26 protein-coding genes, 1 tRNA gene, 1 pseudogene and 1 riboswitch are annotated in these 26,942 nt (G+C 64.5%); of the genes and pseudogenes, 12 read left to right on the forward strand and 16 right to left on the reverse strand.

The genetic code is table 11. The annotated features are described in order from the left end of the window. Positions 1-13 precede the first annotated feature (13 nt). From ACTJK6_RS22645 to ACTJK6_RS22680, 8 genes are all read left to right on the forward strand, one after another. Positions 14-517 (forward strand): lysozyme, encoded by a 504-nt coding sequence (locus tag ACTJK6_RS22645; RefSeq protein WP_322017037.1) that lies wholly within the window; start codon positions 14-16, stop codon positions 515-517. Then, on the forward strand, positions 501-1,031 hold the full coding sequence (locus tag ACTJK6_RS22650) for a hypothetical protein (RefSeq protein ID WP_322017038.1): 531 nt from the start codon (positions 501-503) through the stop codon (positions 1,029-1,031). The genes ACTJK6_RS22645 and ACTJK6_RS22650 overlap by 17 nt, the downstream gene beginning before the upstream one ends. Positions 1,032-1,165: 134 nt before the next feature. Further along, the gene (locus tag ACTJK6_RS22655) at positions 1,166-1,339 is read left to right on the forward strand and encodes a hypothetical protein (RefSeq protein ID WP_260803698.1); all 174 of its coding nucleotides are present in this window, start codon (positions 1,166-1,168) and stop codon (positions 1,337-1,339) included. Position 1,340: 1 nt separating this feature from the next. Further along, positions 1,341-1,862: a hypothetical protein gene (locus ACTJK6_RS22660; protein WP_440840243.1), complete on the forward strand. Its 522-nt coding sequence runs from the start codon at positions 1,341-1,343 to the stop codon at positions 1,860-1,862. A 114-nt stretch (positions 1,863-1,976) separates the two neighbouring features. Further along, positions 1,977-2,060: riboswitch (S-adenosyl-L-homocysteine riboswitch) on the forward strand. 108 nt (positions 2,061-2,168) lie between these two features. Beyond that, positions 2,169-3,593 carry an adenosylhomocysteinase gene (gene ahcY / locus ACTJK6_RS22665; RefSeq protein ID WP_440840244.1) on the forward strand — a complete coding sequence of 475 codons (1,425 nt, stop codon included), beginning with the start codon at positions 2,169-2,171 and terminating at the stop codon, positions 3,591-3,593. Between the two features lie 55 nt (positions 3,594-3,648). Then, positions 3,649-3,993 carry a phage holin family protein gene (locus tag ACTJK6_RS22670; RefSeq protein ID WP_004628357.1) on the forward strand — a complete coding sequence of 115 codons (345 nt, stop codon included), beginning with the start codon at positions 3,649-3,651 and terminating at the stop codon, positions 3,991-3,993. 10 nt (positions 3,994-4,003) lie between these two features. After that, complete coding sequence (gene metF, locus ACTJK6_RS22675) at positions 4,004-4,834, forward strand: methylenetetrahydrofolate reductase [NAD(P)H] (RefSeq protein WP_015856052.1); 831 nt, start codon at positions 4,004-4,006, stop codon at positions 4,832-4,834. Between the two features lie 29 nt (positions 4,835-4,863). Further along, entirely contained in the window at positions 4,864-5,331 is a 468-nt protein-coding gene (locus ACTJK6_RS22680; RefSeq protein ID WP_260803701.1) for a TfoX/Sxy family protein, read from the forward strand. Between the two features lie 4 nt (positions 5,332-5,335). Here the strand turns inward: ACTJK6_RS22680 and ACTJK6_RS22685 are convergent, their stop codons facing one another. Beyond that, a complete protein-coding gene (locus ACTJK6_RS22685; protein WP_260803702.1) occupies positions 5,336-5,950 on the reverse strand; it encodes a pyridoxamine 5'-phosphate oxidase family protein in 615 nt (204 codons plus the stop codon). 17 nt (positions 5,951-5,967) lie between these two features. Then, positions 5,968-6,561 carry a 5-formyltetrahydrofolate cyclo-ligase gene (locus ACTJK6_RS22690; RefSeq protein WP_440840245.1) on the reverse strand — a complete coding sequence of 198 codons (594 nt, stop codon included), beginning with the start codon at positions 6,559-6,561 and terminating at the stop codon, positions 5,968-5,970. A 189-nt stretch (positions 6,562-6,750) separates the two neighbouring features. On the opposite strand from ACTJK6_RS22690, the gene ACTJK6_RS22695 reads away from it, so the two are divergent. The 4 genes from ACTJK6_RS22695 (at position 6,751) to ACTJK6_RS22710 (ending at position 12,089) form a co-directional block, all read left to right on the forward strand. Next, positions 6,751-8,703, forward strand: a complete 1,953-nt coding sequence (locus ACTJK6_RS22695) for a transglycosylase SLT domain-containing protein (protein WP_440840246.1) — start codon at positions 6,751-6,753, stop codon at positions 8,701-8,703. A gap of 183 nt (positions 8,704-8,886) precedes the next feature. Next, the gene (locus tag ACTJK6_RS22700; RefSeq protein ID WP_316880835.1) at positions 8,887-9,891 is read left to right on the forward strand and encodes a complex I NDUFA9 subunit family protein; all 1,005 of its coding nucleotides are present in this window, start codon (positions 8,887-8,889) and stop codon (positions 9,889-9,891) included. Between the two features lie 225 nt (positions 9,892-10,116). Next, positions 10,117-10,806, forward strand: coding sequence for a glutathione S-transferase family protein (locus ACTJK6_RS22705; protein ID WP_316870397.1), 690 nt, complete (start codon positions 10,117-10,119; stop codon positions 10,804-10,806). Next, entirely contained in the window at positions 10,803-12,089 is a 1,287-nt protein-coding gene (locus ACTJK6_RS22710) for a multifunctional CCA addition/repair protein (RefSeq protein WP_440840247.1), read from the forward strand. The genes ACTJK6_RS22705 and ACTJK6_RS22710 overlap by 4 nt, the downstream gene beginning before the upstream one ends. Before the next feature lie 30 nt (positions 12,090-12,119). Here the strand turns inward: ACTJK6_RS22710 and ACTJK6_RS22715 are convergent, their stop codons facing one another. From ACTJK6_RS22715 to ACTJK6_RS22780, 14 genes and pseudogenes are all read right to left on the reverse strand, one after another. Continuing rightward, the gene (locus ACTJK6_RS22715; protein WP_440840248.1) at positions 12,120-13,025 is read right to left on the reverse strand and encodes a glutamate/aspartate ABC transporter substrate-binding protein; all 906 of its coding nucleotides are present in this window, start codon (positions 13,023-13,025) and stop codon (positions 12,120-12,122) included. 83 nt (positions 13,026-13,108) lie between these two features. Next, entirely contained in the window at positions 13,109-13,945 is an 837-nt protein-coding gene (locus ACTJK6_RS22720) for a 3-keto-5-aminohexanoate cleavage protein (RefSeq protein ID WP_440475907.1), read from the reverse strand. Then, on the reverse strand, positions 13,939-15,294 hold the full coding sequence (locus tag ACTJK6_RS22725) for an aspartate aminotransferase family protein (RefSeq protein WP_260803707.1): 1,356 nt from the start codon (positions 15,292-15,294) through the stop codon (positions 13,939-13,941). Before ACTJK6_RS22725 ends, ACTJK6_RS22720 begins: the two co-directional genes overlap by 7 nt. 16 nt (positions 15,295-15,310) lie before the next feature. Then, a complete protein-coding gene (locus ACTJK6_RS22730) occupies positions 15,311-16,219 on the reverse strand; it encodes a MurR/RpiR family transcriptional regulator (RefSeq protein ID WP_322017048.1) in 909 nt (302 codons plus the stop codon). Positions 16,220-16,401: 182 nt separating this feature from the next. Continuing rightward, positions 16,402-16,707: a hypothetical protein gene (locus ACTJK6_RS22735; protein WP_024977076.1), complete on the reverse strand. Its 306-nt coding sequence runs from the start codon at positions 16,705-16,707 to the stop codon at positions 16,402-16,404. Positions 16,708-16,994: 287 nt separating this feature from the next. Then, positions 16,995-17,070 (reverse strand) — tRNA-Phe (locus ACTJK6_RS22740). 67 nt (positions 17,071-17,137) lie between these two features. Next, positions 17,138-17,851, reverse strand: coding sequence for a response regulator (locus ACTJK6_RS22745; RefSeq protein ID WP_232041551.1), 714 nt, complete (start codon positions 17,849-17,851; stop codon positions 17,138-17,140). A gap of 36 nt (positions 17,852-17,887) precedes the next feature. Then, complete coding sequence (locus ACTJK6_RS22750) at positions 17,888-20,359, reverse strand: sensor histidine kinase (RefSeq protein ID WP_440840249.1); 2,472 nt, start codon at positions 20,357-20,359, stop codon at positions 17,888-17,890. Continuing rightward, a complete protein-coding gene (locus ACTJK6_RS22755) occupies positions 20,356-21,129 on the reverse strand; it encodes a DUF4390 domain-containing protein (protein ID WP_316870389.1) in 774 nt (257 codons plus the stop codon). The genes ACTJK6_RS22750 and ACTJK6_RS22755 overlap by 4 nt, the downstream gene beginning before the upstream one ends. Before the next feature lie 13 nt (positions 21,130-21,142). Beyond that, the gene (rsmB, locus tag ACTJK6_RS22760) at positions 21,143-22,474 is read right to left on the reverse strand and encodes a 16S rRNA (cytosine(967)-C(5))-methyltransferase RsmB (protein WP_440840250.1); all 1,332 of its coding nucleotides are present in this window, start codon (positions 22,472-22,474) and stop codon (positions 21,143-21,145) included. Positions 22,475-22,577: 103 nt separating this feature from the next. Next, positions 22,578-23,438 carry a zinc metalloprotease HtpX gene (gene htpX, locus ACTJK6_RS22765; protein WP_440840251.1) on the reverse strand — a complete coding sequence of 287 codons (861 nt, stop codon included), beginning with the start codon at positions 23,436-23,438 and terminating at the stop codon, positions 22,578-22,580. Between the two features lie 120 nt (positions 23,439-23,558). Further along, positions 23,559-24,215 (reverse strand): LysE family translocator, encoded by a 657-nt coding sequence (locus ACTJK6_RS22770; protein ID WP_232041556.1) that lies wholly within the window; start codon positions 24,213-24,215, stop codon positions 23,559-23,561. 35 nt (positions 24,216-24,250) lie between these two features. Next, complete coding sequence (fmt, locus tag ACTJK6_RS22775) at positions 24,251-25,234, reverse strand: methionyl-tRNA formyltransferase (protein ID WP_260803714.1); 984 nt, start codon at positions 25,232-25,234, stop codon at positions 24,251-24,253. Between the two features lie 57 nt (positions 25,235-25,291). Next, positions 25,292-26,839, reverse strand: a pseudogene (locus ACTJK6_RS22780) (ArnT family glycosyltransferase); the annotation flags it as partial. Positions 26,840-26,942 lie beyond the last annotated feature (103 nt).

Raw genomic sequence — 26,942 nt, forward strand, 5'->3', positions numbered from 1 at the left:
AAACGAAGGGTCCATGCAGACGGCATCCGTGGACAGACTTCATATTGATTGTCTGCGGCTATCGTCGCAGGGGGCGAAATTTATTCAGGATTGGGAGAAACTTAGACTTAATTACTATGATGACGATGTCGGCTATTGCACAGTTGGTTGGGGCCATCTAGTCAACGGAAAGCGTCCGTGTGAAGCGCTTGGAATCCCACGCGGAACAAATATATCAAGAGCGCAGGCGGAATCCTTCTTTAGCGTAGATGCTGTGAAGCATGAGAAAATCATTCGCAAGGCTATTCGCGTTCCGCTATACCAACAAGAATTCGATGCTCTGTGCTCCTTGGCTTTTAACATAGGAGACATTGCGAGGATTGCTCCCGGGCTTTGTCGAAAGATCAATTCAGGTGCCTACGCGGATGCGGCAAAAGAGTTCTTGGATATTACAAATGGTGGAATTTCCGGTCTTGTGAAAAGGCGGAAGCAGGAACACGATATGTATTTGAGTGGAAACTATGACGCTACGCACTAAACGCAAACGCATCTCGACCGCCATTGCAATCGCCGCATTTTCATTTCTGTCTGCCATGGCACACGCGAACTGCCGAAGCGTGGTTGCCAGTGAACCCGATTATCAGGCCGTGACTCCGCTCGCCTTCCCGTCGCCGGCAGCAGAAAGTGAATTCCGCAGAGCACTGAGCGAACAAGCCGGCCTCAATCTGGAGGAGGCGAGAATGTTTTTTGACTGCCTCAAAATTGCAACAATGCATGATGATGGAGATACGCTCAGCCAACTCATCCGATACCCGTTACGTACCGGTAGCTCCAAGAGAGAAATCATCATCCGTACTCCAGCGGCGTTCAAGAAGGCATACCCCGTGATCTTCGATGCCAAAGTGAAGCACGCCATCGAAACGCAGCGATTCGAAGATCTGTTTGTCAGCTATCGAGGCTTGATGGTAGGAAACGGTGAAGTTTGGATCAGCGGCATCGTTGATCCAATCTCTGGCAAGACGATCATTAAGGTCATTGCGATCAACAATTAGTAGTCCATCTGGTCGGGCAGGTACGGTCCCCGGCAGGGCGATTGTGTGAAGGAATCGCCCCGCCACCGAGAGCGTACTTGATGCATTGGTCCTCGAATATCGGCCATGGGACGGCTCCGTCGTCCGTCCCTCCAATGGATGAAGTCAACATCGAATGGGTGCATGCAACGCTCGAAATGTCTCTGATGGCTGCACGGAATATGTTCAATGTGAACGCCAAACTCAAGGAGGTAGGTCGCAGCTACGGCGTAATCAAATTCGTTGGCGGTGCAACCGACAAACCTCATTGGTCAACAGACGGACACTGATATGCGTCGACTTCTGTTCCTTGCGTTGCTTCTTATCAGTGCGGCGTGCTCTGCGACGCCTCCAACCTCCACTCGTCTGGGGTATTTCTCTAACCAGAAAACTACAGCGACTAGTGGTGACCCCCACAGCGAGGGCTATGCCGTCGACCTTTATCGGGAGGGAACGCACGTATTCGGCAAGTTCTACGTCTCAACCGGTATCGAGACGCCCAGTGGCCCTATCTACAACGCTAAGATCGATCTGTCGACTCGCACTTTTACCTTTGCTGCCAAGCTTTCGACTGGCTTCGAATTCACCCGAGATTCAGGCCCGCAAGGGCGGCCGGCCCGGGATGTGTTCGAGTTCCACGGGAAAATTTCACGCAGCACTTTAGAAGGCCGTCTCATCCACAAAAGTGGTTACGACCCAACAAGCGATATCCGGTCTGAACACGTATTGCTGCGACGAGTCAAGATCGATACGCCTTCTGGTAACTATGCTGACTGGGCAAAAGAGCCTGCCAACGCACCGGTTGGTTGGTGAATCTCAGCCTTCCCAAGGCTTACCGTATGGCAGTGGCAGAATGCGCACTTTCGCGCGGGAACAGGGCCGCTGATCCGGTAGTCGCATCCCGGCCAAATCCGCTACAATCCAGCCCATTCCGAGGAGCGTTGCAACGACCGGCCCAAGTTCAGACGGGGCGGCCGCCAGGCTCGGAAGTTCAAACGGCGCTCGCAGTATCGTGGCTGACACGATGGCGAGAACGCATCTATCCGGGGCCCCAGCATGGGCCCCGTCTCAGTGGTCATCTCTCCGCGTGCGGTCACCCTTCTTTTCCGGAGTGATCCAATGAACGCTGTCACCGATCTGAAACACGATTACCTCGTTGCCGACATCAGCCTGGCCGACTGGGGCCGCAAGGAAATCGCCATTGCCGAGACCGAAATGCCCGGCCTGATGGCGATTCGCGAGGAATTTGCCGCAAGCCAGCCGCTCAAGGGCGCGCGCATTGCCGGCTCGCTGCACATGACCATCCAGACCGCCGTGCTGATCGAGACGCTCAAGGCACTTGGCGCCGACGTGCGCTGGGCCTCGTGCAACATCTTCTCGACGCAGGACCACGCTGCCGCCGCGATTGCCGCATCGGGTACCCCGGTGTTCGCGTTCAAGGGCGAATCGCTCAAGGAATACTGGGACTTCACCCACCGCATCTTCGAATGGGCCGACGGCGGCACGCCGAACATGATCCTGGACGACGGCGGCGACGCAACGCTGCTGCTGCACCTGGGCGCCCGCGCTGAGAAAGACGCCTCCGTGATCGCCAAGCCGGGCAGCGAAGAAGAGACCTTCCTGTTTGCCGCCATCAAGGAAAAGCTGGCCAAGGACACCACGTTCTACAGCCGCAACCTCGACGCCATCAAGGGCGTGACCGAAGAAACCACCACGGGCGTGCATCGCCTGTACCAGATGGCCCAGCGCGGCGAGCTGCGCTTCCCGGCCATCAACGTGAACGACTCGGTCACCAAGAGCAAGTTCGACAACCTGTACGGCTGCCGTGAATCGCTGGTCGACGGTATCAAGCGTGCGACCGACGTGATGATCGCCGGCAAGGTGGCGGTCGTGGCGGGCTACGGCGACGTGGGCAAGGGTTCGGCACAGGCACTGCGCGCGCTGTCGGCGCAAGTGTGGGTGACCGAAATCGACCCGATCTGCGCGCTGCAGGCCGCCATGGAAGGCTACCGCGTGGTGACGATGGATTACGCTGCCGAGCACGGCGACATCTTCGTGACCGCCACTGGCAACTACCACGTCATCACGCACGACCACATGGCCAAGATGAAGGACCAGGCCATCGTCTGCAACATCGGCCACTTCGACAACGAGATCGATATCGCATCCGTTGAGAAGTACCAGTGGGAAGAGATCAAGCCGCAGGTCGATCACGTGATCTTCCCCGACGGCAAGAAGATCATCATCCTGGCCAAGGGCCGCCTGGTAAACCTGGGCTGCGCCACGGGCCATCCGTCGTACGTGATGAGCAGCTCGTTCGCCAACCAGACCATCGCGCAGATCGAACTGTGGACCGAAGCGGTGAAGGGCTCGAACAAGTACCCGGTGGGCGTCTACACGCTGCCCAAGCACCTGGACGAGAAGGTCGCGCGCCTGCAACTGAAGAAGCTGAATGCGCAACTGACCGAGCTGACGGACCAGCAAGCTGCGTACATCGGCGTGAGCAAGGAAGGCCCGTACAAGGCTGACCACTACCGCTACTAAGCCGTACCTGCCGGCGGCATTCCCTGCCGCCGGCTCTCCAACCGAGGACTCCTCCATGAGACTGCTCGCTGTCTGGGTCATCAACGCGCTGGCGTTGCTTCTTGTCGCCTATCTGCTCAAAGGCATCCACGTCAACGGCTTCGGCTCCGCGCTGATCGCGGCGCTCGTGCTGGGTCTGGTCAACACGCTGATCCGCCCGATCCTGGTGATCCTCACCCTGCCGGTGACGCTGCTCACGCTCGGGCTGTTCATCTTCATCATCAACGCGCTGCTGTTCCTGTTTGTCGGCAACCTGCTGGCAGGCTTTCAGGTGGCCAGCTTTGGCGCCGCGCTGCTGGGTTCCATCCTGTACAGCGTGATCTCGTGGCTGCTCTCGAGCCTGTTGCTGCGCGAGGCTTAAGGTTTCTGTCATGCAAGACCGTCAATTCAGTTTCGAATTCTTCCCGCCCAAGACGGCGGAAGGCGCCGAGAAGCTGCGCAACACGCGTGCGCAACTCTCGCCGCTCAAGCCGCGCTTTATCTCGGTGACATTTGGCGCGGGCGGCACCACGCAACAGGGCACGCTCGACGCCGTGGTGGAAATCCAGCGCGAAGGCATTGAAGCGGCGCCGCATCTGTCGTGTGTCGGTTCCTCGCGCGAGAGCATCCGCGGCATTCTCAACACGTATCGCGAGCACGGCATTCGACGCATCGTCGCGCTGCGCGGCGACATGCCCTCGGGCATGGGCGAGATCGGTGAATTTCGCTTCGCCAACGAGCTGGTCGAGTTCATCCGCCAGGAAACCGGCGAGGCTTTCCACATTGAAGTGGCGGCCTATCCGGAGTACCACCCGCAGTCGCGCTCGGCGCGGCACGATCTGGAAAACTTCGCCCGCAAGGTGAAGGCCGGTGCGGACTCCGCCATCACCCAGTACTTCTTCAACGCGGATGCGTATTTCCAGTTCGTGGACGACGCACGCAAGCTCGGCGTGGACGTGCCGATCGTGCCCGGCATCATGCCGATCACGAATTCGTCGCAGCTGATGCGCTTTTCCGAGATGTGCGGCGCGGAAGTGCCGCGCTGGATCGCCAAGCGCCTCGAAGGCTTTGGTGACGATCGTGAATCGATCCGCGCGTTCGGCCTGGACGTGGTGACGGCCATGTGCGACCGCCTGCTGCAAGGCGGCGCGCCGGGCCTGCATTTCTACACGCTCAACGCCGCCGGCTCCACGCGCGCCATCTGGCAGCGCCTGGGTCTGTAAGAAGAAAGCGCACTGCAAAGGAGATCGTCATGGCAGCCGCACCCGATCCGCTGATCGCCTGGTTGCTTGACGAACTCCGGCCGCTCGCCGCGCAGATCGGTGAGATTCGCGCGCGCCGAATGTTCAGCGGCGCGGCGCTGTATTACGACGACATTGTCTTTGCGCTGGTGCTGCGCGGCACGTCTTACCTGCGCGTTGATGACCTCACGCGCGAACGTTTTCTCGCTGAAAAATGCACGCCGTTCAGTTACGAGCGCAACGGCCGCACCATCAGCATGACGGGTTATCTGAGCACGCCGGCAGAGGCGCTCGACGGTGGGCAGCCATTGCGCGACTGGGCACGGCTGGCCATTGAAGCCGCGCTGCGCGATGCCAATGCCAAGGCGGCCAAGCCGAAGCGCGCCGCAGCAAAGACTGCCAAGGCGCCCAAGGCGCCCAAGGCAACAAAGACAACGGCGACCAAGAGGGCCGCCGCAAAAAAGACAGCCAAGCGCTGAACGCTCAGTACAGCGTTGTCTTCAGCCGCTCCGGCAACTCGCGATCGTAGGCGTCTCCATCAAATGCGCCGCCGCTGATGTGCTGCAGGATCTGGCCTGCGGTGGGCACAGCCGGCTTGGTTTCCTGCGCGCCACGTTCCCACAGCCTTGAGCGCACCAGTGCCTTCGAGCAGTGGAAGTAGACCGTCTGCACCTGCACGAGGATCACGCTGCGCGGAAGCTTGCCCTGCACCGCAAATGACGTGAGCAATTCCGGATCCGCCGAGATGGTGGCCGTGCCGTTCACGCGCAACGTTTCACCCACACCCGGCACGATGAAGAGCACCGACACGCGCCCGTCTTCAACGATGTTGCGCAGGTTGTCGATGCGGTTGTTGCCAGGCCGATCGGGAATCGCCAGCAAGCGTTCGTTGAGGATGCGCACGAAACCCGGCGCATCGCCCTTTGGCGAAGCGTCCGTGCCCTGCGCGCCCACCGATGACAGCACGATGAATGGCGACGCCTCCACGAACGCGCGGTAGTCGGCGTTCAGGTGGTCGATCTCCTTGAGCAGCGAGCGCGGGTTCGGGGCGCCATACACGGCTTCGAGGTCGGCAACAGTTTTCAGGGTGTGAGACATGGGCTTCCTGTGGCGGATCAAAACGCACCGCGCTCCGTGACGATGCAGTCCAGCGCGATGTCGTGCGGTTCCGGCGCGATGGATTCCACGCGGTTCACCTCGTACGCGACGCCAATCGTGCGCGGGCGGTGTCCGGCGGCATGCAGCGCAGCGAGCGTGCGGTCGTAGAAGCCGCCGCCGTAGCCGATGCGATAGCGCTGCGCGTCAAAGCCCACGCACGGGATCAGCAAGGCATCGGGCGTTTCCATCTCACCCGAGCGGGGGATGGGGATGTTGTAAGCGCCCGGCGTCATTTCACAATCGGGCGTCCATCGCCGAAACTGCAGGGGAGAAAACTTGTCAGTCACCACGGGCAGCAACGCATGGCGCGTGGCGTCGGCCGCCAGCCAATGGCCCAGCACGGTCAACGCATCGAACTCTCCCTGCGTTGGCCAGTAGGCGGCCAGGCGTTTGAAGGGCAGTGCGTTCAGCAACTCAGCCAGGTGATGTGCCAGCGCAGCATCGTGGGCAATGCGATCCGGTAGCGCAGCGCGTGCATCGAGCAACATGGCGCGCAGCGTGCGGCGCGATTCGATTGGCGTGGTGGGATTGGCCGGATCGTGCGTACTCATTGGGTGTGGCCTCTCGCCGGTTCACGATCCGTAGCGAGCGGGCCGAGGTTGGTGCGAGAAGCGCAGCCGTACACGTATTCGGCGAGCATCGCCGTGCCAAGATCGGGCCGCGCAGTCGGATCGTGAATTGGCGCTAAGGCTGACATGGGATAATTCGGCGGACCTAACAGTGATTGGATGGGGCAGGAGATGACATTGAAGGCCAAGGCAGTATATCGCGCGGTAGCGCTGGCTTTTGCAGGCATGGTCGGCATGAGCGTGGTCGGCCCGACGCCGCTGGCGGTGGCCGCAAAGCGCCAGGCGCCGCAGGGCATCCCGGCCAATCCGGACGATGCGTTTGTCGAGCTGCGCAACGCTGCCCGCCGCAACGATGTGTCGCGCAGCTGGGAGTTGGCCGACAGCCTCTCCGATTACCCGATCCAGTCTTACGTGCAGTATTTCCGCATCAAGCCGCAGCTGTTCGATGCCAGCGGCTATGCGCGTACCGATGCGCCGGAAGATGAGATCCGCTCGTTCCTGCAGCGCTACAAGGGCGAGGCGATCGCCGACCGGCTGCGCAACGACTGGCTGCTCGTGCTCGGCAAGAAGCGCGACTGGGCCACGTTCGATGCGGAGTACCCCAACTTCGTGCTGAAGGACGACACGCAGGTCGAGTGCTATGCGCTGCTCTCGCGCGCGATGAAGGGCCAGAACGTGGCCGCCGACGCGCGCAACACGCTGTCGGATCCCAAGGGCTATGGCGAAGGCTGCGTCGACCTGATCGGCTATCTGGCGCAGTCCAAGCAGTTCACCCGTGCAGATGTGGCGTTTGCGGCGCGGCTTTCGCTGGAGCAGAACCTCGTTACGCAGGCATCGCGCATTGCGGCGGTGCTGCCCGACGGTGATCGCGTGGACAACGACACGCTGGCCAACGTGACGCGCATGGCGCGCAACGATCCTTCGCAGGCAACGGCGTATCTGCTGGCGCAAAGCGGCAGCCTGTCGCGCGAAGAGCAAGGCGCGGGCTGGGGCGTGATCGGCCAGTACGCCGCCAAGAAGCAGACGCCCGATGCGCTGGACGCCTACCGTCGCCAACTGACGCTCGGCGGCGATGCCTACCTTTCGGACGATTCGCAGGAGTGGCGCGTGCGCACGGCCCTGCGCGCGGGTGACTGGAAGATGGTGCGCCAGTCCATTGAGAAGATGCGCCCCAGCCTGCGCGATCGTGATCCCGCCTGGACGTACTGGTACGGCCGCGCGCTCAAGGCCGACAACCGGAACGACGAGGCTCGCCAACAGTTCCAGTCGATTGCCGGCCAGTTCAATTTCTACGGCCAACTGGCGCAGGAGGAACTCGGCCAGCGCATCACCGTGCCGCCGCGCACAACCGTGACCGACGCCGAGATCGACGTGATGGGCCGCAACCACCCGGGCTTTGGGCGTGCCAAGAAGCTGTACGACCTGAATCTGCGCTTCGAGGGCAACCGCGAGTGGAACTGGGAGCTGCGCAACATGAGCGACCGCGAGTTGCTCGCCGCGGCCGAATATGGCCGCAAGCTCGGCTTGCTCGATCGCACCGTCAACTCCGCGGACAAGACCAAGACCGAGCACGACTTCTCGCTGCGCTTCCCGACGCCGTACCTCAGCGTGGTCCAGCGCAACGCCGATGCCGTGGGCTTGGACATTGCCTGGGCCTACGGCCTGATCCGCCAGGAATCGCGCTTCATCATGGACGCGCGTTCGTCGGTGGGCGCCTCTGGCCTGATGCAGGTGATGCCGGAAACCGCCAAGCACATTGCCAAGAAGATCGGCCTGCCGGCGTTCCGCGTTTCGCAGATGAGCGACATCGATACCAACGTGCTGCTGGGTACGGCCTACCTGTCGATGATCCTGACCAACCTGGACAGTTCGATCACCCTGGCTACCGCCGGCTACAACGCGGGCCCAGGCCGTCCGAAACGCTGGCGCTCGACGCTCGCGCGGCCGGTGGAAGGCGCGATCTTCGCCGAGACGATTCCGTTCAACGAGACCCGCACGTATGTGAAAAACGTGCTGTCGAACGCGACGTACTACAGCGCGTTGCTGACCGGCCGCCCGCAGTCGCTGAAGGACCGCCTGGGCAAGGTGGCGCCGGAATCCGTCACGCCGGACGACCTGCCCTGAGCACCGGATCGTCATCCCGCTGTCATTCGACGCCCGCCGCAACGCGGGCGTTTTTCTTGGTCATGTGCGCCGGCTAGCGCACAGAAGTGTGGCGCGCTGCACGTCGCGTCGACATACCTTGGGGGCCATCGCGTTCGGGATGTATTGTGGTGTTGCCTCCCTTCCCGTTTTGGAGATGCCTCCATGCAGCCCTCCAATCTGCTCGTTTTTGGCGGTACCGGTTTTATCGGCTCGCAGTTGCTGTCTCGGCTGGTGACGGAGACGTTTTCCGCGCCCGGCTTACCCGAGGGCCGGATGATCGTGCCCACGCGCGATCCTGAATCCGCCCGCGCGCACAACCTCACCCTGCTGCCGCGCGTGGATGTGATGGACGCCGACATCTACGCCGACGATGCCCTCGACGCGCTGTTTCTGGCGCTCACCGAGCGCGGCGGCGAGCACTGTGCCGTCATCAACCTTGTTGGCGTGCTGCAGGATGCACGCGGGATGCCGTACGGGCCGAATTTCCAGCGTGTGCATGTCGACCTGCCTCGCCGCATCGTCGCCGCATGCCGACGCCATGGCGTGAACCGGCTGCTGCACATGAGCGCGCTGGGCGCCGACCCGGCCGGCCCGTCGATGTACCTGCGCAGCAAGGGCGACGGCGAACGCGTGGTCATGAACAGCGAGCTTGACTGGACGGTGTTCCGCCCGTCGGTGGTGTTCGGCCCGCAGGATCATTTCCTGAACTTGTTTGCGAGCATGCAGCGCATGGCGCCGTTTGTGCCGCTGGCCTGTGCCGATGCGCGTTTCCAACCCGTGTATGTGGATGACGTGGCGGCAGCGTTCATCAATGCGCTCAAAAAGCCCGCGACGATCCGGCACGCTTATCCGCTGGTCGGGCCGCGCGTCTACACCCTCGCGGAATTGATGCGATTTGCGGGGCGTGCGAGCGGCCACCCGCGCTGGATCGTGCCACTGCCTGAAGGCTTGGGCCGCATGCAGGCAGCCTTGCTGGAGCACCTGCCAGGGGCGCCCATCTCGCGAGACAACCTCGACTCCATGCGCGTGGACAACGTCAGCATGGAACCGGTCGCGCCGGAACTCGGCATCCATCCGCTCGGCATGGAGGCCGTCATGCTGCCCGCCCTGGCCGGCTTGGGGCCGGACCGCGGATTGCGTGCCGCACGCACACGGGTCCATCGCTAGCCGCTACGAAAACGCGGAGGATTTGCCGCGTTTGTGAATCCGCTTCACAACCGTGGCCAATCGGATTCGTTTTGTGGCGGTGCAGCGCGAGGCTAGAATGGTTCGTTCGCCCTCGCGCTGCCGCTCGCCGTTTCCTATACAACAAAACCAGAGCGCCCCGGCATTCCCGCGCGATGCTGGCGGGCTCCCACAACAATTGCTGTGCACTCTCCAAGGACGGGAATCATGAAACTGGTCATCGGCAACAAGAACTATTCGTCGTGGTCGCTACGCCCGTGGCTGCTCGCCAAGCAGGCCGGCATTCCGTTCGAAGAGATCCGCGTGCGCCTGCTGAGCGAGACCTTTGCCGCCGACGTGGCACGTCATTCGCCCGCCGGCCGCGTGCCGGTTCTGGTGGACGGCGACATGAACGTGTGGGATTCGCTCGCCATCTGCGAGACGCTGGCCGAGCGCTTTCCGCGCGCGCAACTGTGGCCGCAAGACCCGAAAGCCCGCGCGCACGCCCGCTCGATCTGCGCTGAAATGCACAGCGGCTTCACCAACCTGCGCAACAACATGCCGATGAACGTGACGGCGGTGCTGCCCGGCATGGGCTGGAACGTGGCCGTGCAGCGCGACATCGACCGCATTGCCGCCATGTGGACCGAGCTTCGCCAGAAGTACGCCGCAGAAGGCCCATTCCTGTTCGGGCACTTCACGGTGGCCGATGCGTTCTACGCGCCGGTGGTCAGCCGCTTCGCTACGTACGGTGTGCGTCTGCCGGATGCCGCCAAGGCCTACGCCGACTACATCCTCAATCTGCCCGCCATGCAGGAGTGGATCGACGGTGCGCGCGCCGAGCATGACTTCCTCGCCGACGACGAGCCGTATCGCACCGCGCCGGACGAAGACACGCTGGTTGCCGCCAATCAATGACGGAACGCGCAGCGCAGACTGAAGCCATCGTCGATCCAGCCACGCACGGGCTGGATGTGTATGCCGTAGGCGGCGCCATTCGTGACGCGCTGCTCGGGCTGCCCGTGCAGGACCGCGACTACGTTGTGGTCGGTGCCACGCCCGAAGACATGGAGGCGCGTGGCTTTCGAGCGGTCGGCAAGGATTTCCCGGTGTTCCTGCATCCCGTTACGCATGCCGAATACGCGCTCGCCCGCACCGAGCGCAAGACGGCTGCGGGCTACAAGGGTTTCTCGGTCTACTACGCGCCGGATGTCACGCTCGAAGACGACCTCATCCGCCGCGACCTGACCATCAACGCGATGGCGCAGCGCGTGGCGGAAGACGGCGCACTGGTGGGCCCCGTCGTCGATCCGTATGGAGGGCAGGCTGACCTGGCGTCGCGCACGTTCCGGCATGTGTCCGATGCGTTCATGGAAGACCCGGTGCGCATCCTGCGCCTGGCGCGCTTTGCTGCGCGCTTTGCCGACTTTCATGTCGCGCCCGAAACCAACGCGCTCATGCAGCGCATGGTGCAGGCCGGCGAAGTCGATGCGCTGGTGGCCGAGCGTGTGTGGCAGGAAATTGCCCGCGGCCTGATGGAGGCTCATCCGCAGCGCATGTTTGCCGTGCTGCGCGACTGCGGTGCGCTGGCGCGCCTGCTGCCGGAACTTGACCGGCTGTGGGGCGTGCCGCAGCGCGCCGACTATCACCCCGAAGTCGATACCGGCGTGCACACCATGATGGTGATCGAAACGGCCGCAGCGATGGCGACTCCGCTGCCGGTACGCTTCGCTGCGCTGGTGCACGATCTCGGCAAGGGCACGACGCCTGAGGACATCCTGCCGCGCCACATCGGCCATGAAGGGCGCAGCGTGCCGCTGATCGAAGCGGTGTGCCAGCGCCTGCGCGTGCCGACCGAGTGCCGTGAACTGGCGCTGGTGGTAGCGCGTGAGCATGGCAACATCCATCGCAGTGACGGCTTTGATGCCGCAGCGCTGGTGCGTCTGCTGGAGCGTTGCGATGCGTTGCGCAAGCCCGATCGTTTCCGTCAGGCCCTGCAGGCGTGCGAGGCCGATGCGCGCGGTCGTCTCGGGTTTGAAGATCGCAGCTATCCGCAGACGGAACGCCTGCTGCGCGCGCTGGAGGCCGCATCCACCATCGACGCGGGCGCTGTCGCCAAGCGCCATGCCGACAACCCGACGCAGATCAAACAAGCCGTGCATCAGGCCCGCATCGAGGCTGTCGCGCTGGCCGGCACCTAGGTTGGCCCCAGAAGCCGGCCGTGCCGCCGTTCACTCGAACGGCGTGTCGTTCGGATTGGCGTACAGCGCCTTCAACTGATCGTTCATCGGGAAGTTGAAGTTCAGGTTCTTGGGCGGCACGGGCTTTTCGAACCACTTGGCGTAGAGCGTCTTGATTTCGCCGCTCTTCATCACGCCAACCATGGTGTCGTCCACCAGCTTCTTGAACTGCGGATCGTCGCGGCGAAGCATGAAGCCGTAGGCCTCGAACGACTGCGGCGTGCCGGTCACGACCCAGTCATCGGGCTTCTGCGCCAGCGTGCGCGCGCCGGCCAGCAGCACGTCGTCCATCATGAACGCCACCACGCGGCCGCTTTGCAGCGTCAGGAACGATTCACCGTAATCCTTCCCGCTGATCACGTTCATGTTCATCTTCTTCTCGTCGTTCATCTTGCGCAGGATGCGCTCCGACGTGGTGCCCGCGTTGGTGATGACCGACTTGCCCGCCAGATCTGGGAAATCCTTCACGCCCGATTTCACATTGGTCAGCAAGCGTGTGCCGGCGATGAAGAAGGTGGTCGAAAACGCGGTCTGCTGCTCGCGCGATCTCAGGTGCGTGGTCACGCCGCACTCCAGATCCACCGAGCCGTTCTGCACGAGCGATGTCCGGTTCTGCGACGTCACCGGAATCTGCTTGATGTCCAGATTGGGCTTGCCCGTCTTCTTCTTGACGGCGTCGATCACGCGGGCGCACAGGTCTGCCGAGAAACCGACAATCTCGTTCTTGCTGTCGCGGTAAGAAAATGGAATCGACGACTCGCGCACGCCGATCAGGATCGTGTTGCTGTCCTGGATTTTCTTGAGCGTGCCGTCCAGGGCCTGCGCGTGCGCGCTGATCGCGAGCAGGCTGGCCAGCGCCAGCGGGATGGATCGGATACAGCGGGTGGTCAAACGCATACTTCCTCCAATGGTTGTGGTGCGCGGCCTGTTGTGTTGCGGCCGTCTGTGCTTTGGCTTCGTGGTGATGAGTGCGGAGAGTCTTAGCGGCCGAACCAGCTGCGCAGCTCTGCGGCGCTGGCCACCGGCCGATGCAGCGCGTCGAGATGCCGTCGCAGGTTGGTGACGAGCGTCGCGTTGTCGGGTGCCGTGCTGCCGTCGGGCAGCGCCATATTGTTTTCGAACCCCAGGCGCGCGTGGCCGCCGAGCAGCGCCGCGCTGAGCGCGCACTCGGCTTCACGCGGGCCGAATGCGCACATCGCCCAGGGTACGTTTGCCGTGATGTCACCGCCCTCAGCCCACGCCTGCAGGAAGGGCAGCAGATCCGACGGATCAGAGCGCTGGCCTGCGCTATAGCGGCCAAGCACGAAGAGCACCCAATGCGGCGTGTCGGGCAGCACGCCGCGTGCGCGCAGGTCGCGGTAGCGCACCACGTCGTCGGCGGAATACAGGATGTACTGGATGGCCGTGCGCGCTGCGGCAAGCTCACCAAAAAAGCGCGCGGCCTCCGCCTCGTGCGCGGCATCGGGCGCCAGCTCGCGCAGCGCGGCAGAGATTGCTTCTGGCTGCAGGGCGCGCACCGATGCCATCTGCTGTTCGGGCGTGTAGATGCCAACGGCCTCGGTGGTGATCTGAATCACCAGCGCGTCGCCTACGGCGCGTTGCACGGCGGCGATGGCCGGGCGGTAGTCCTCAGGCTCCAGGCTATGCGTGCCGTCTGGGCGGCGCACATGCAGATGCAGCATCGCTGCGCCGGCATCTACGCATTGGCGCGCGCAAGCGGCCAGTTCGTCGGGCGTAATCGGCAGGGCGGGGTGATCGGCGTGCGTCTTGCGCGCGCCGTTGGGTGCCACGGCGATGGCGATGGGCCGGGTCACCATGCGGCCTCCTGCGCCTTGGCAGTGGCGGCGTCAACCGCATCGCCCAGGCGTTCGACGATGCCGTCGATGTCCTGCGCGGTGGCGATGAACGGCGGCGCCAGCAGGATGTGGTCGCCGCGCTGGCCGTCGATCGTGCCGCCCATCGGATACACCATCAGGCCGCGCTGCATCGCTTCGGCCTTCACGCGAGCGTGCGTCTTGCATGCGGGTGCCAGCGGCGCCTTGGTTGCGCGATCAGCCACCAATTCCACGCCAACAAACAAGCCGCGCCCGCGTACGTCACCCACGTGCGGGTGGTCGGCAAAGCGGGCACGCAGTGCCGCACGCAGTTGTTCGCCACGCACCTGCACGTTGGCAAGCAGGTTGTCTTCCTCGATCACCTTCTGCACTTCGAGCGCCGCCGCGCACGCCGTCGCGTGGCCAATGTAAGTGTGGCCATGCTGGAAGAAGCCGCTGCCGGTCGTGATGGCGTCGTAAATGCGGCGATTCACCAGCGTCGCGCCGATCGGCTGATACCCGCCGCCCAGGCCCTTGGCAATGGCGATCATGTCTGGCACCACGCCATCTTCCTCGCACGCGAACAGGTAGCCGGTACGCCCCATGCCGGACATCACCTCATCGAGCAGCAGCAGCACGCCGTGGCGGTCGCACACCGTGCGGATCTTGCGGAAGTAGTCGGCCACGGGCGGCACCGCGCCGGCGGTGGCGCCCACCACCGTTTCGGCGACGAAGGCCGCGACATTTTCCGTGCCGAGTTCGACGATCTTCGCGTCCAGCTCATCGGCGAGGCGCTGCACGTATTGCGCGTCGCTCTCGCCATCCAGTCGCTCGCGATACGCATAGCACGGCGAGACATGGTGTGCCGGCACCAGCAGCGGCAGGAACGGTTCGCGCCGCCACGCGTTACCGCCGATCGCCAGCGCGCCCAGCGTGTTGCCGTGATAGCTCTGACGCCGCGCGATGAAGTATTGGCGCTGCGGCTGCCCAATCTCGACAAAGTACTGGCGTGCCAGCTTGAGCGCTGCCTCAATCGCTTCGGAACCGCCCGAGACGAAATACACGTGATCCAGATCGCCCGGTGCGGCGGCGGTCAGGCGTGCGGCCAGTTCTTCGGCCACGTCTGTCGTGAAGAACGATGTGTGTGCATAGGCCAGCGCGCGCACCTGCTTGCAGATGGCATCCACCACGCGCGGGTGGCCGTGGCCGAGACACGAAACGGCAGCACCGCCGCAGGCATCGAGATAGCGCTTGCCGTCCGAGTCGATGAGGGTCATGCCCTCACCGCCGACTGCGGTGGGCAGCGTCTTGCGCGGGTCGCGGTGGAAGACAGAGGTGGTGGACGGAGTCATAGGCGGTCGGGCGGGCTCAACGTTGGGTGGACGGCACGGCGACGGCCGCTTCACTGCGGCGGGCGCTGCGCACGTAGGCGGCTTGTTGCTTGAGCTGGGCGTCGCTGTCGGCAAGGTGCGCGAGCGCGGTTGGGCCGGCGTGGCGGAACCACGTCATCAGCAGCGCGTCGAGCAGCGCCATGGGCGCGGCCAGCGAATGGAAGAACGACGGAATGGCGACGGGCGCGACGAGCTGCTGCCACGCCAGTTCCGCGCCCGGGGCGATGGCGCTGTCGGTCACGTACACGAGGCGCGCACCACGCGCATGCGCGTACTGCATCGCCTCAATGACTTCGCGGGTGTACGGATCGAACGTGACGGCCACGACGATGTCGCCTTCGCCGCAAAAGCGCAGCGGGTCAGCCAGCGTGTTGCCGCTACCGGTGCAGAGGATGACCTTGTCGTCGAAAAGCTGGGCTGCATAACCGAACGCATGCGTCAGCGCCAGGCAACTGCGTGCGCCCAGCAGAAAGACTCGGCGCGCCTTGCAGAGAGCGGCAGCCACGGTGTCGAGCGACGCCAGGTTGGCTGGCGAAAACGCCGACTGCACGTGTGCGCCGATGGCCATGCCGATGCGCTCAGCCTCCGAAGCGCCGGCCGTATCGTCGCCCTGCAGCGCGCTGGCGCGACCGGCAAAGCCGTCGGCCTGCTGGCGCAGGTGGTTCACGCAGATATCGCGCAGCGCGGCAAAGTCATCAAAGCCCAGCGCGCGCGCCAGGCGCGAGAACGTGGCCGGCGGCAGGTCGCAGCGGCGCGCCAGGTCCCGCATCGAAAGCAGGGCGATGTCGTGCTGGTGCGTCTCAAGCAACATGGCGGCGCGCTGCAGTTGCGGAGAGAGATCGCTGGCGCGGTCGCGCAGCGTTTGCATGAGCCCATCGAACGTCATGAGGTGATCGTTTTGATTCAATTGTTTCGTAAAATACTAATTTGAAACAGTTGAGTCAATATCGGATTCACCCTTGGGATCGCGCACGAAAGCGAAACGGCCGCAACGCAAGGCGTGCAGCCGTGGCGGGCAAACAAAAACGGAGGCCGAAGCCTCCGTTGGGTGTGTGTGAAGCGCGCGCTTCAGGTTGCCGGGGCGTCGAGCTGTTCCATGCGGAACTGGAAGAAGCCGGCGCCGATCAGGCCAAGCAGGCTCAGCGCCATGCACGTGCAGGCCAGAATCATCACCGCGCCCAGCGACGAAACCCCGCTCATGAGCGGCGTATGCATCAACGCCGATAGATTGCCGCCAACCCACATGGCCGCGACGAGGGCCATCAAGCACGTCAGCGCTGCGGCATTGCGCAACCACGTCAGCCGCGTCTTGCGGCTGATGCCGTCGAAAGCGTGGAAATGGAAGTGGTGGTGACCGGTGCCAACGAGTGCCATGGAGAATCTCCTTGTGCTTGCCGTTTGATAGCGTTGAGTCACTATACCGAGACCTGCGACAGTTTGGCGCAGTTTGCGCCGCTAGGTATACCCTGAGCTGCGCTGCGTCAAGAGGTGCGGGTACATTTTTTGTGAGTGCGACACTGCGCCGCAGATTGGCGTCCGGGGCGGAAAATCCGGAGATGGCGGGCGCGCGTGAATGGCGCCGCAGAAATGAAAAAAGACCTCGCGAGGAGGTCTTTTTTGTTGCCCTGCAAAATCGATTGATCTTGAAGGGCGAAGAATTTTGGTGGCCTGGGGCGGAATCGAACCACCGACACGCGGATTTTCAATCCGCTGCTCTACCAACTGAGCTACCGGGCCAAGCAAAGAAAGGCAAGTATGACAGGAGTTGTGCCCTGCCGTCAAGCATCTCTGAGCACTTTGATGATCACGGGGCCGGTTCGCCCTTGTTGCGCGAGAGTTCGACACCCAGCTGCTTGAGCTTGCGGTACAGGTGGGTGCGCTCAAGACCGGTCTTTTCTGCCACGCGGGTCATGCTGCCGCCCTCACGCTGCAGGTGGTATTCGAAGTAGGCGCGCTCAAACAGGTCGCGCGCTTCGCGCAGCGGCATGTCGAACGAGAACTGCATGCCGCCGCCTTCGGCTGCGCGGGTCGGTACGCCATTGATGTCGGTGCGATCGAGCGCGGCAGGCGTCCCTGCGGCGGCGGGGTTGGGCATGGCGCCCGCGAGTCCCGTTGGCGGTGAGGCAGCCGGTGTCGCAGAGCGCGGCTTTTCCTTGCTGCGCGAAAGGCCCTGCTCCACCGCAGTCAGCAGCTTCTGCAGCGCGATGGGCTTCTCCAGGAAATTCAACGCGCCGATCTTGGTCGCCTCGACGGCGGTGTCGATGGTGGCGTGGCCCGACATCATGATGACGGGCATGGTCAGCAGACCTTGCGATGCCCATTCCTTGAGCAGCGTCACGCCGTCGGTATCCGGCATCCAGATATCGAGCAGGACGAGGTCGGGCGTTGCGTTCGCGCGGTATTCGCGCGCGCGCTGCGCGTTCTCGGCGACTTCAACAACGTGCCCTTCGTCTCCGAGGATTTCGGAGAGCAACTCCCGGATACCCATTTCGTCGTCGACAACGAGGATGGTGGCCATGCTTTTCCTCTATGTGCGGCGGGATTGCCGTCCGCGCTACGCGAGTTTTACGAACAGTATGGAAACCTGGGCGCCGACGGTGTCGGTACCCGATGTGCCCGATGTTGTGCTGGATTGGCGGTTGCGCAATTCGATACGCGCCCCGTGCTCGTCCATGATTTTCTTCACCATGGCCAAGCCCAATCCTGTGCCCTTGGCTTTGGTCGTGACGTACGGCTCGAAGGCGCGGTTGAGGATGCGGGAAGAGAACCCGCCGCCGTTGTCCGCGATTACAAGCCGCACGGCTTGCCGCCGCGCGCCCGAGGCGTCGTCGTATTCTACCGTGTCAGTTTGCAACATGACATGCGGAGCAGGTCGCCCGGCCGCTTCGTTCTCCGCCACGGCGTCCTGCGCATTCTGCAGCAGGTTGTGGATGACCTGGCGCAACTGCGTCGGGTCACCCTTGATGAGCGGCAGATTGGCGCCCAGCTTGGCTTCGATGACGGGGTGATCGCGGCGGTCAGGGTGATCGATGCCGTACAGGTGCAGCACTTCGGCGGCAAGCGCGTTGAGGTCCAGCTCCTGCAGCATGGCTGGCGGCGTGCGGGCGTAGTCGCGGAAGTCATCGACCATGCGCTTCATTGCCGACACCTGATTGACGATGGTGGTGGCGCCGCGCCGCAGGACCTCGGCGTCGGTGTCCGACAGCTTGGGCGAGAGCTTCATCTCCAGCCGCTCGGCCGACAGCTGGATGGGCGTGAGCGGATTCTTGATTTCGTGTGCAAGGCGACGCGCGACCTCGCCCCAAGCCACGGAGCGCTGCGCCGAGATCACGTCGGAAATATCGTCGAACACCACCACGTAGCCGCGCTCGGTTCCGTGCGCGCCGACCGATGGGCCGGGCAGTCGCGTGCCGCGAACCAGCAGTGTGAGGGGCTCGTCTTCGTCTTCGAGCGGAATTTCGACCTGCTTCTGCCAATGGGCCACTGCGCCGCCGGCGGCCGTGCTTGCGTCTTGTTCAGCAAAGGCCTGTTCGACCACCGGCGCGAAGGCGGCCACCGGTGTGATGCTGGTCAGCCCCTGGCCGACCCACGCACCGAAGGGCTGTTTGAAGATGCGCTCGGCACCCGGGTTGGCAGTCAGCAGCACGAAGCGATGGTCGAACACGAAGACGCCCGCGGTCAGGTTGGTCAGCACGCTCTCAAGATAGGCCTTCGATTGCTCGAGTGCCGCGCGATTCTGCTCCACGGCGCGGCGCGCGTCGGCCAGCTGCCGCGTCATCTGGTTGAACTGCTGGGTGAGCACACCGAGTTCATCGCGCGTGTGCAGTTCGCGCTTGGGCGAGAGGTCGCCCTCGGCCACTTCGCGCGTGCCTTGCAGCAGCATTAGCAGCGGCCGTGCCAGCTGGGCGCCAAGCAGCAGCGCAAGCATCACCGCAATGAACACCGCCAGGAACAGCGTGAGCGTGAGCGTGCCGATGTACATCTTGCGCAGGCCGGTGCGGCCAAGCGCTTTCTCCTGGTATTCCTGGTAGGCGCGCTGGACAGCGTCGGCATTGCGGGCGAGGGCCTGCGGTACCGGTTGTACGAGCTGCAGGAAGCGTTCGTCGCGGCCGCTCTCGCCGATCAGGCCAAAGCCACGCGAGGTGCTGCTGCCATCTTCCGGCCGGCGGTCTGCCAGCAAACCGGTGCCGGCCCATTTGCGTGCCGGTGTGTTCAGTCCGATGCTCGGCTCGTCGCGGGAAGACGTGCCCAGCGCCACCACCACATGCAACTGGTACAAATCGTTGCGGCGGCCGTTGCTGCGTGCCGCAGGTGCCGAGGCGGCTGGCGCGGAGGCGCTATCGGTCTCGGTATCGCTGCCGCCTTCCAGGCTCGCATAGCCTCCCGGCGCGCGGGCCTGTTCGAGCACAGCCTGATCCGGCAGGTTCGGGACGAGCGTGTCGTAGGTGTTTGATGCGGTGGCGATCACGCGGCCGCTGGCCGTGAAGATGGTCGCCTCCTGCACGCCGAACTGCTCGCGCAATCGATTGAGCGTGATGGCCGTGGCCGAGGCCGACCCATCGCCGACCTGCTCCGCGATCAGGCGCCCCTTGTTCTGCAGATCGGCCAGCGCCGTGTCCATGGTGGAGCGGCCAAGGTTCAAGCCGGCCTCCAGCGCCGATTCGACCTTCACGTCGAACCACGACTCGATGCTGCGCGACACGAACTGCAGCGACACAAGGTAGATCAGCACCCCCGGCAGGACACCCACCACGCCGAAGAACACCGCCAGCTTGGTCATCAGCCGCGTGCCGAACTTGCCGCGCCGCGCCCGCAACGCGAGCGCCAGCATCAGCCCGCCGATGATCACCACCAGCAGCACCCCGATGACGAGGTTGACCTTGTAGAGCAGCGTGAAATACCGGTCGAAGAATTCGGTGTTGGCCGATGCCGCAGCCAGCAGGCCCACCAGCACGATCGCCAGGAAGACGATGGTGCCTGCCACCACCTGATAGAGCAGCCGCTTGTAGCTGCGATCGAAGATCATTTGGCGGGCGCCAGCAGCGAGCCTGCGCTGGAGGGGCCGGCGCTCATGCCCCAGCCTGGGCTGGGCGCCAGGCTTGACGAGCCGGAAGCAGGGGGCGTGGACGCCGGTGTGCTGGCCGGTGGTGCAACAGGCGCGGGCGCTGGCGTTGGCGGTGGCTCATTCGGCACCAGCAGGCTGAAGCGCTTCCACTCGGAGCTCAGATTCCAGTCGCGCGTGTTGACTGCGTTGATCTGGAATGGCTTGGGCAACTGCGTCACGTCCAGGCGCATGCGCACTTCGGCCTGCACGGTTTCGCCGGCCTTGACGGCGCGTTGCTCGAACACGCGCCAGCCGCGCACGTGCTGCATGAAGTCGACGGCGTCTTTCAGGCGCGAGAACGGTACCTGCAGGCCCCCGGTCGACACGCGGTACTGGCGTGTGAGCGGGTGATACGACAGCCGCACCACGCGCGTGGCGCTGATGGCGTGGTCGTCAAACCAATACCAGCGCGGGCGGATCAGCTCGAATTCAACCAGGAAGTAGAGCGCGATCCCCTTGTTCACCGCGTCTTCGAGGTTGCTGGGCAAGTCGAAATCGAAGTCGGCGGAGAGGTTCCAGCCGCCGTCGGCGTATTCGAGCTGGGCCCGGTTGATTTCGATGGATTGTGCGGATGCCGTGACGGGACACCCCACCAACAGCATGCCCAGTGCGACCAGCGCGACCAGCCGTTGCAGAATCTGCCGGAACCGGGATTGCAGCAGCCGGATCGATGGGCGAAGGATGACTGTCACAACGGTCGGTGCATCAGGGCCGTTTCTGGAAAACCGCGTAAAAGAAGCCGTCGTGATCGAGCGGCAAGGGCGAAGCGCCGGGGGTGAACCCGCTGGCCTGCGCCGCGTCGGGCGAGGCCGGCAGCAACTGGCCGGGCGCGTGCAATCGTATCGCATCTTCCAGATGGCGTTCAAACCATCGGGCCTGGTCCTCGCCTTCCGTCGGGAAAATCGAACAGGTGACATAAACCAGCTTGCCACCGGGCTTCAGGCATGCCCAGAGGGCGCACACGATGTCCCGCTGCAGCCGGGCAAGCGCCTTGAGGTCTGCCGGGCGGCGCAGCCACCGGATGTCCGGATGGCGCCGCACGATGCCGGCGGCCGAGCACGGCACATCGGCCAGGATGCGGTCGAAGGGGCGGCCGTCCCACCAGGTTGCGGGTTTGGCCGCATCGCCGACGCAAATGGTGGCGGTCTGGTGCAAGCGCGCGAGGTTTTCGGTGATGCGCACCGCGCGTGCGGCATCCGACTCGAGCGCCGTGACGTCCAGGTGGTCGGCCAGCTCAAGCAGATGGCCCGTCTTGCCGCCGGGTGCGGCGCAGGCATCGAGCACGCGCTGGCCGGGGGCCACGTCGAGCAGCGTTGCAGCCAATTGGGCACCGGCATCCTGCACCGAGACATCGCCATCGGCAAAACCGGGCAGTTCGGAAACGGGGACGGCGCGCCCAAGGCGTAAGGCCTGTTCGCCGATTCGCTCGGCGTCGATGCCGGCTTCGGCCAGGCGCGCGAGATAGACGTCGATGGCAACGCGGCGCGGGTTCACGCGCAGCACCATTGGCGGGCGGCGGTTGCCTGCGGCCAGGATGGCTTGCCAGGCGTCGGGATACGCGCGGCGTACGGCGTCGATCCACCACATCGGGTAATTGGTGGCGGCAGGCGGATCCGCCTGCATGTCTGCCACCAGCGCCTGTTGTTCGCGCAGGAAGCGGCGCAGCACACCGTTGATCATGCCCTTGCCGTGCGACAGCTTCGGGTCGGCCGAGGCGGCTGTCACGGCCTGGTCGACCACGGTGAACGGCGCGTACGGCAGCGGGTCGTCCAGCAATTGCGCGAGCGCCACGTGCAGCAGGTTGGCGGCGCCGTCGGCGGGTGGGCGCGGGATCAGCGTGCGGATCAGCCAGTCGGTGCTGCCTAGCCAGCGCGTCGAGCGGTACGCGAGATCCTGCACGGCGCCGCGCACCGGTGCGGGCTGGCCCTGGCAGACGGCATCGATTGCCTGCGGCAAAGCCGTGCCCTGCCGCAGCTTGCCCAGTGCGGCAGCGGCAAGCGACAAGGCGTGGGCGAGGGAATCGGGCGGCAGGCGCATCGGGCAGCAGGAAATCAGGCGGACAAAATGCAACGAGCCCGCGATGGGCGGGCTCGTGCGGACTGCGGAAGTATAAAGGAAGCGACCGGTCGGGCAGCCGCTTTTACGCCGGATATTGCCCCGTCTGGGCCATCTCCATCAGGCGCGCGATGCGCTCTTCCGTGGCCGGGTGCGTGCTGAACAGGTTGGCCAGGCCGCCGCCGTGCAGCGGGTTCATGATCATCATCTGCGCGGTGGCGGGGTGGGCTTCAGCGGCGGCAAACGGGATGCCGGCGGCATAGCGGTGGATCTTGTCGAGCGCGGAGGCCAACGCCTGCGGATCACCGCTGATGGTCGCGCCGCCGCGGTCGGCTTCGAACTCGCGCGCGCGGGAAATCGCCATCTGGATCATCGCTGCCGCCAGCGGCGCGAGGATCGCCACCGCAATCCCGGCGATCGGGTTGGCGGGCCGGCCTTCGCTGTCGCGCCCGCCGAAGAACACGGCAAAGTTGGCCAGCGCCGAGATCGCACCGGCCATGGTGGCCGAGATGGTCGAGATGAGGATGTCGCGATGCTGCACGTGCGCCAGTTCGTGCGCCATCACGCCGCGCAGTTCGCGCTCCGACAGGATGTTGAGGATGCCGGTGGTCGCGGCCACGGCGGCGTGCTCCGGGTTGCGGCCGGTGGCGAAGGCATTCGGCTGGGCTTCGTCGATGAGGTAGACGCGCGGCATCGGCAGGCCGGCGCGGCCGGCAAGTTCCTGCACCATCCGGTAGAACTGCGGCGCGCTGGTCTCGTTGACTTCCTGCGCGTTGTACATGCGCAGGACCATCTTGTCGGAGAACCAGTACGAGAAGAAATTCATGCCCAGCGCAAACAGCAGCGCCAGCATCATCCCGCTGCGTCCGCCGATCATGCCGCCGATGACGATGAACAGCGCGGTGATCGCTGCCATCAGCATGAAGGTCTTGATCCAGTTGAACATGGGGGCGTGGCTCCTGTGGGTGTTGGGTTTTGTGAGTTTGTTAGATCGCGATAATCGCTGAAAATTCAAGGGTTTGCGCGGCAGTTGCGCGATATTTCGCCGCAGATGACGCTTGACGCATCAACGGGTAGCGAACGCCAGCCGCGCGCCCAGCCCGATGAACGCCGTGCCGACCACGCGATCGAGCCAGCGCTTGATGCCCGGCTTGCCCGCCACGCGGCGCGTGACGCTGGCGGCCACCCACGCCACGAGGCTATTCCAGATCGTCGACATGACAATGAACACCGCGCCCAGTGCCAGGAATGCCAGCGCCTTGTGGCTGGCGTGTGGATCGACGAACTGCGGGAAGAACGACAGGAAGAACAGCACGACCTTCGGATTCAGCACATTGGTAAGAAAACCCTGCATGAACAGCGACTTGAGCGGACGCGGGCGCTTGGCGGCGGGCGTTTCCGCTTCTTCGACCGGGGCGTCGTCACGCTCGGGCGGCGTCAGCAGCATGCGGCCGCCCAGATAAATCAAGTACGCTGCGCCCACTACCTTGATGACCGTGAAGGCCACTGTGGACGCCGCCAGCAGCGCCGTCAGCCCGAACGCCACTGCGAGCACGTGCACGCAGCAGCCCGCCGATACCCCCAGCGCCGACAGCAACCCCGCTGCCCGTCCCTGCGAAACGCTGCGCCCGACGATATAGGCCGTGTCGGGCCCAGGCGTCACATTCAGCAGAAACACGGCCAACATAAAGAGCGGCAGATTGACGATGCCCAGCGCGGTCATGGCGAAATCCTTTTCTCTACATATAGATGGGTCGGTTAGCCGCGCGACGCGAAGCGCTGGCCGGGCTGGATCGCCATGCCTTGCAGGAATTCGCGCGCGGGCAGGCGTTTGCCGCCCGGCTTCTGCAACTGGGTCACGCGTAGCGCGCCGGCGCCGCAGGCGATGGTGACACCGCCCGCGTTGGCGGCGAGTACCGTGCCGGGTTCCGCCTCAGCCGGGCGATCGGCGAGCGCCTCCGCCTGCCAGAACTTGATCGGCACGCCGTCCAGCACGGCCGATGCGCCGGGAAACGGATTGAACGCATGCACCTGGCGCAGCAGCGCGGCGGCCTGGTGCGACCAGTCCAGCGCGGCCTCGTCCTTGGCGATCTTTTCCGCGTAGGTGATGCCCTCGGCGGGCTGCGGCGTGGCGGGCAGCTTGCCGTCTTGCGCCAGCCGGGCGAGCGCCTCCACCACCATGCGTCCGCCGAGCGCGGCCAGCGTGTCGTGCAGCGTGGCGGTCGTGTCGGTCAGGCCGATGGGCACGCGTTCCATGGCGATCATGTCGCCGGTGTCCAGGCCCGCATCCATCTGCATGAGCGTGATGCCCGATTCGGCGTCGCCCGCTTCAATCGCACGATGGATGGGCGCGGCGCCACGCCAGCGCGGCAACAGCGACGCGTGGATGTTGATGCAGCCAAAGCGCGGCAGGTCGAGCACTTCCTGCGGGAGGATCAGGCCGTAGGCGGCAACGACCATCACGTCAGGGCGCTGGGCGGCCAGGGCATCGATGGCTTCGGCGGCTTCTTGCGGATATTTGCCCGCGCGACGCAGCGACGGCGGCTGGAGGATCGGCTCGAGCCCCTGCGTTACGGCGTACTGCTTGACGGGACTTGCCTGCAATTGCATGCCGCGCCCGGCCGGGCGATCCGGCTGGCTCAGCACGGCAACGATGGGAAAGCCGGCCTGATGGATCGCCGCCAAGGCAATCTGCGCAAATTCAGGCGTGCCGGCAAACGCTACGCGGAGGGTGGACGTCATGGATGGAAAACCGAAAACGAAGGGAAGCGCGCTACACGACAGCGTAGCGCATTGGGCTTAGCGACGGCCGCGATGCGGCGTATCGGTCAGCGGCACGATGGGCTCGGGGGACGGCAGCGCCTCGGACACGCCATTGCTGCGCCGCTGGAAGAGCGAGAAGGTTTCGTTGGTGTCGCCCGGGCGGCTGCCGCGCCACACCATTTCCCAATTGTTGCCGTGGGGGCGGCGTCGGGCATGTTCCGGGCGTTTTTCGAGCACCAGGATCAGGTCGCAGGTGCGCGCGGTAGGGTTGGGGTGGTGATCGTCGCCGGCACCGCTGTGACCCAGCAGCCATTTGACTGGGCGCACGCCGGTTTCGTAGTGCATCAGCGCGCGCTCACTTTCACCCATGCCCCGCGTGGCCACGCAGATCTGCGCAGATTCGAGCACCGGCTTGATCGCCTGGAACAGCGGGCGGTAGCTGCGGGCGTCGTCAATCCACGGCATCAGCAGGGTGCCGAGCAGGCCCCACACCATGCCCAGGCCCGCCGCCCACGCCACCACGCCGGAGCGCGCTGGCCGCAGCCACACGCAGGCAGCCCACAGCGCCGTAATGCCCCCCGCCGCCAACACGGCGACCGGATGGATCAGCATGTCATACGGCAGCGGCAGCACGCGGCCCAGCATCTTGGCCAGCCACCCCGGCAGCAATTGCCCACCGCTGGTCACGAGTGCGCCCCACACGGCCCACACCACCAGACCCAGCACGCCAAACAACGCTACCGCCGCGCCCCATGCGCGCGCGCGCCACGCTGGCGCGATCAGCAGCAGCATCGGCGCGCCGAGCAGGGCCAGTGCCGGTTGCAGCGGCATCAGGTACACATCGCGCAGCACGGCCGAGCGCAGCACCACGGCAATCGTCGCCACCACGAACAGCGCAACGACCAAGTGCCCTTGGTAGGGCAACAGCCACGACGTGCGCGCCCCATGCCCGCGTTGCCGCACGAGCTTGTACAGCGACACGCCCAGTACGGACACCGCTGGCCACACCGCGGGCGTGCCGGTCAGGAAGATCGATCGGATGGTCGTCGCCAGCGAACCCTTTTCGCCACCCAGATGCGAGAAGCCAAAGAAGCGGCCAAGGTTATTGACCCAGAACCATTCAATGAACAGGTCCGGCGATTCGTGCCAGAAGATGGCGGGCCAGATCGCCAGCCATGGCAGCGCCACCAGCAGCGAGAGGCCATAGAAGCGCCACGCCTGGCGGTTGCGGAAATCCGGCAGCAGTGCGATCGCGGCCAGCAGGGTGATGGCGAACAGCCCAGGCACGAGCACGCCCTTGCCCAGGAACGCCACGCCGATGCCGGTGCCGAACCACATTGCGGGGCGCAGCACGTCGACGCCCTTTGCGCCCCCGGCTTCGCTCTCTTTGACGAAGCGCACGAGGCCATACAGGGCGATCGCGGTGCCGGCCAGCTGTGGGACATCGGCAATGAACTTGTGGACGTGCTCGGCCAGCCCGACGCAGCCGGCAAACAGCAGCAGCGCGCCCAGCGCATAGTCGCGCAGCGCAGCGCCGCCGGCGTCGAGCCCGGCTTCGCGGCGTGCGGCCAAGGTCAGCCCCGGCACGCTACCGGACGGAAAGCTCCTTGTCGTACCGTGCATGGAGCTGATCCGCTTCTACTTTGGCTCGTCCAGCGAACTCCTCAATCGGCTGTTCTCACCCCAA

Source organism: Ralstonia sp. 22086 (assembly GCF_052045975.1).
GTDB classification, from domain to species: Bacteria; Pseudomonadota; Gammaproteobacteria; order Burkholderiales; family Burkholderiaceae; genus Ralstonia; species Ralstonia wenshanensis.

What these genes read in the sequence shown, in the direction of transcription:
- ACTJK6_RS22645 (WP_322017037.1), top strand. Translation starts at nt 14, where the DNA reads ATGCAGACGGCATCCGTGGACAGACTTCATATTGATTGTCTGCGGCTA.
- ACTJK6_RS22650 (WP_322017038.1), top strand. Translation starts at nt 501, where the DNA reads ATGACGCTACGCACTAAACGCAAACGCATCTCGACCGCCATTGCAATC.
- ACTJK6_RS22655 (WP_260803698.1), top strand. Translation starts at nt 1,166, where the DNA reads ATGGATGAAGTCAACATCGAATGGGTGCATGCAACGCTCGAAATGTCT.
- ACTJK6_RS22660 (WP_440840243.1), top strand. Translation starts at nt 1,341, where the DNA reads ATGCGTCGACTTCTGTTCCTTGCGTTGCTTCTTATCAGTGCGGCGTGC.
- ahcY (WP_440840244.1), top strand. Translation starts at nt 2,169, where the DNA reads ATGAACGCTGTCACCGATCTGAAACACGATTACCTCGTTGCCGACATC.
- ACTJK6_RS22670 (WP_004628357.1), top strand. Translation starts at nt 3,649, where the DNA reads ATGAGACTGCTCGCTGTCTGGGTCATCAACGCGCTGGCGTTGCTTCTT.
- metF (WP_015856052.1), top strand. Translation starts at nt 4,004, where the DNA reads ATGCAAGACCGTCAATTCAGTTTCGAATTCTTCCCGCCCAAGACGGCG.
- ACTJK6_RS22680 (WP_260803701.1), top strand. Translation starts at nt 4,864, where the DNA reads ATGGCAGCCGCACCCGATCCGCTGATCGCCTGGTTGCTTGACGAACTC.
- ACTJK6_RS22685 (WP_260803702.1), bottom strand. Translation starts at nt 5,950, where the DNA reads ATGTCTCACACCCTGAAAACTGTTGCCGACCTCGAAGCCGTGTATGGC.
- ACTJK6_RS22690 (WP_440840245.1), bottom strand. Translation starts at nt 6,561, where the DNA reads ATGAGTACGCACGATCCGGCCAATCCCACCACGCCAATCGAATCGCGC.
- ACTJK6_RS22695 (WP_440840246.1), top strand. Translation starts at nt 6,751, where the DNA reads ATGACATTGAAGGCCAAGGCAGTATATCGCGCGGTAGCGCTGGCTTTT.
- ACTJK6_RS22700 (WP_316880835.1), top strand. Translation starts at nt 8,887, where the DNA reads ATGCAGCCCTCCAATCTGCTCGTTTTTGGCGGTACCGGTTTTATCGGC.
- ACTJK6_RS22705 (WP_316870397.1), top strand. Translation starts at nt 10,117, where the DNA reads ATGAAACTGGTCATCGGCAACAAGAACTATTCGTCGTGGTCGCTACGC.
- ACTJK6_RS22710 (WP_440840247.1), top strand. Translation starts at nt 10,803, where the DNA reads ATGACGGAACGCGCAGCGCAGACTGAAGCCATCGTCGATCCAGCCACG.
- ACTJK6_RS22715 (WP_440840248.1), bottom strand. Translation starts at nt 13,025, where the DNA reads ATGCGTTTGACCACCCGCTGTATCCGATCCATCCCGCTGGCGCTGGCC.
- ACTJK6_RS22720 (WP_440475907.1), bottom strand. Translation starts at nt 13,945, where the DNA reads ATGGTGACCCGGCCCATCGCCATCGCCGTGGCACCCAACGGCGCGCGC.
- ACTJK6_RS22725 (WP_260803707.1), bottom strand. Translation starts at nt 15,294, where the DNA reads ATGACTCCGTCCACCACCTCTGTCTTCCACCGCGACCCGCGCAAGACG.
- ACTJK6_RS22730 (WP_322017048.1), bottom strand. Translation starts at nt 16,219, where the DNA reads ATGACGTTCGATGGGCTCATGCAAACGCTGCGCGACCGCGCCAGCGAT.
- ACTJK6_RS22735 (WP_024977076.1), bottom strand. Translation starts at nt 16,707, where the DNA reads ATGGCACTCGTTGGCACCGGTCACCACCACTTCCATTTCCACGCTTTC.
- ACTJK6_RS22745 (WP_232041551.1), bottom strand. Translation starts at nt 17,851, where the DNA reads ATGGCCACCATCCTCGTTGTCGACGACGAAATGGGTATCCGGGAGTTG.
- ACTJK6_RS22750 (WP_440840249.1), bottom strand. Translation starts at nt 20,359, where the DNA reads ATGATCTTCGATCGCAGCTACAAGCGGCTGCTCTATCAGGTGGTGGCA.
- rsmB (WP_440840250.1), bottom strand. Translation starts at nt 22,474, where the DNA reads ATGCGCCTGCCGCCCGATTCCCTCGCCCACGCCTTGTCGCTTGCCGCT.
- htpX (WP_440840251.1), bottom strand. Translation starts at nt 23,438, where the DNA reads ATGTTCAACTGGATCAAGACCTTCATGCTGATGGCAGCGATCACCGCG.
- ACTJK6_RS22770 (WP_232041556.1), bottom strand. Translation starts at nt 24,215, where the DNA reads ATGACCGCGCTGGGCATCGTCAATCTGCCGCTCTTTATGTTGGCCGTG.
- fmt (WP_260803714.1), bottom strand. Translation starts at nt 25,234, where the DNA reads ATGACGTCCACCCTCCGCGTAGCGTTTGCCGGCACGCCTGAATTTGCG.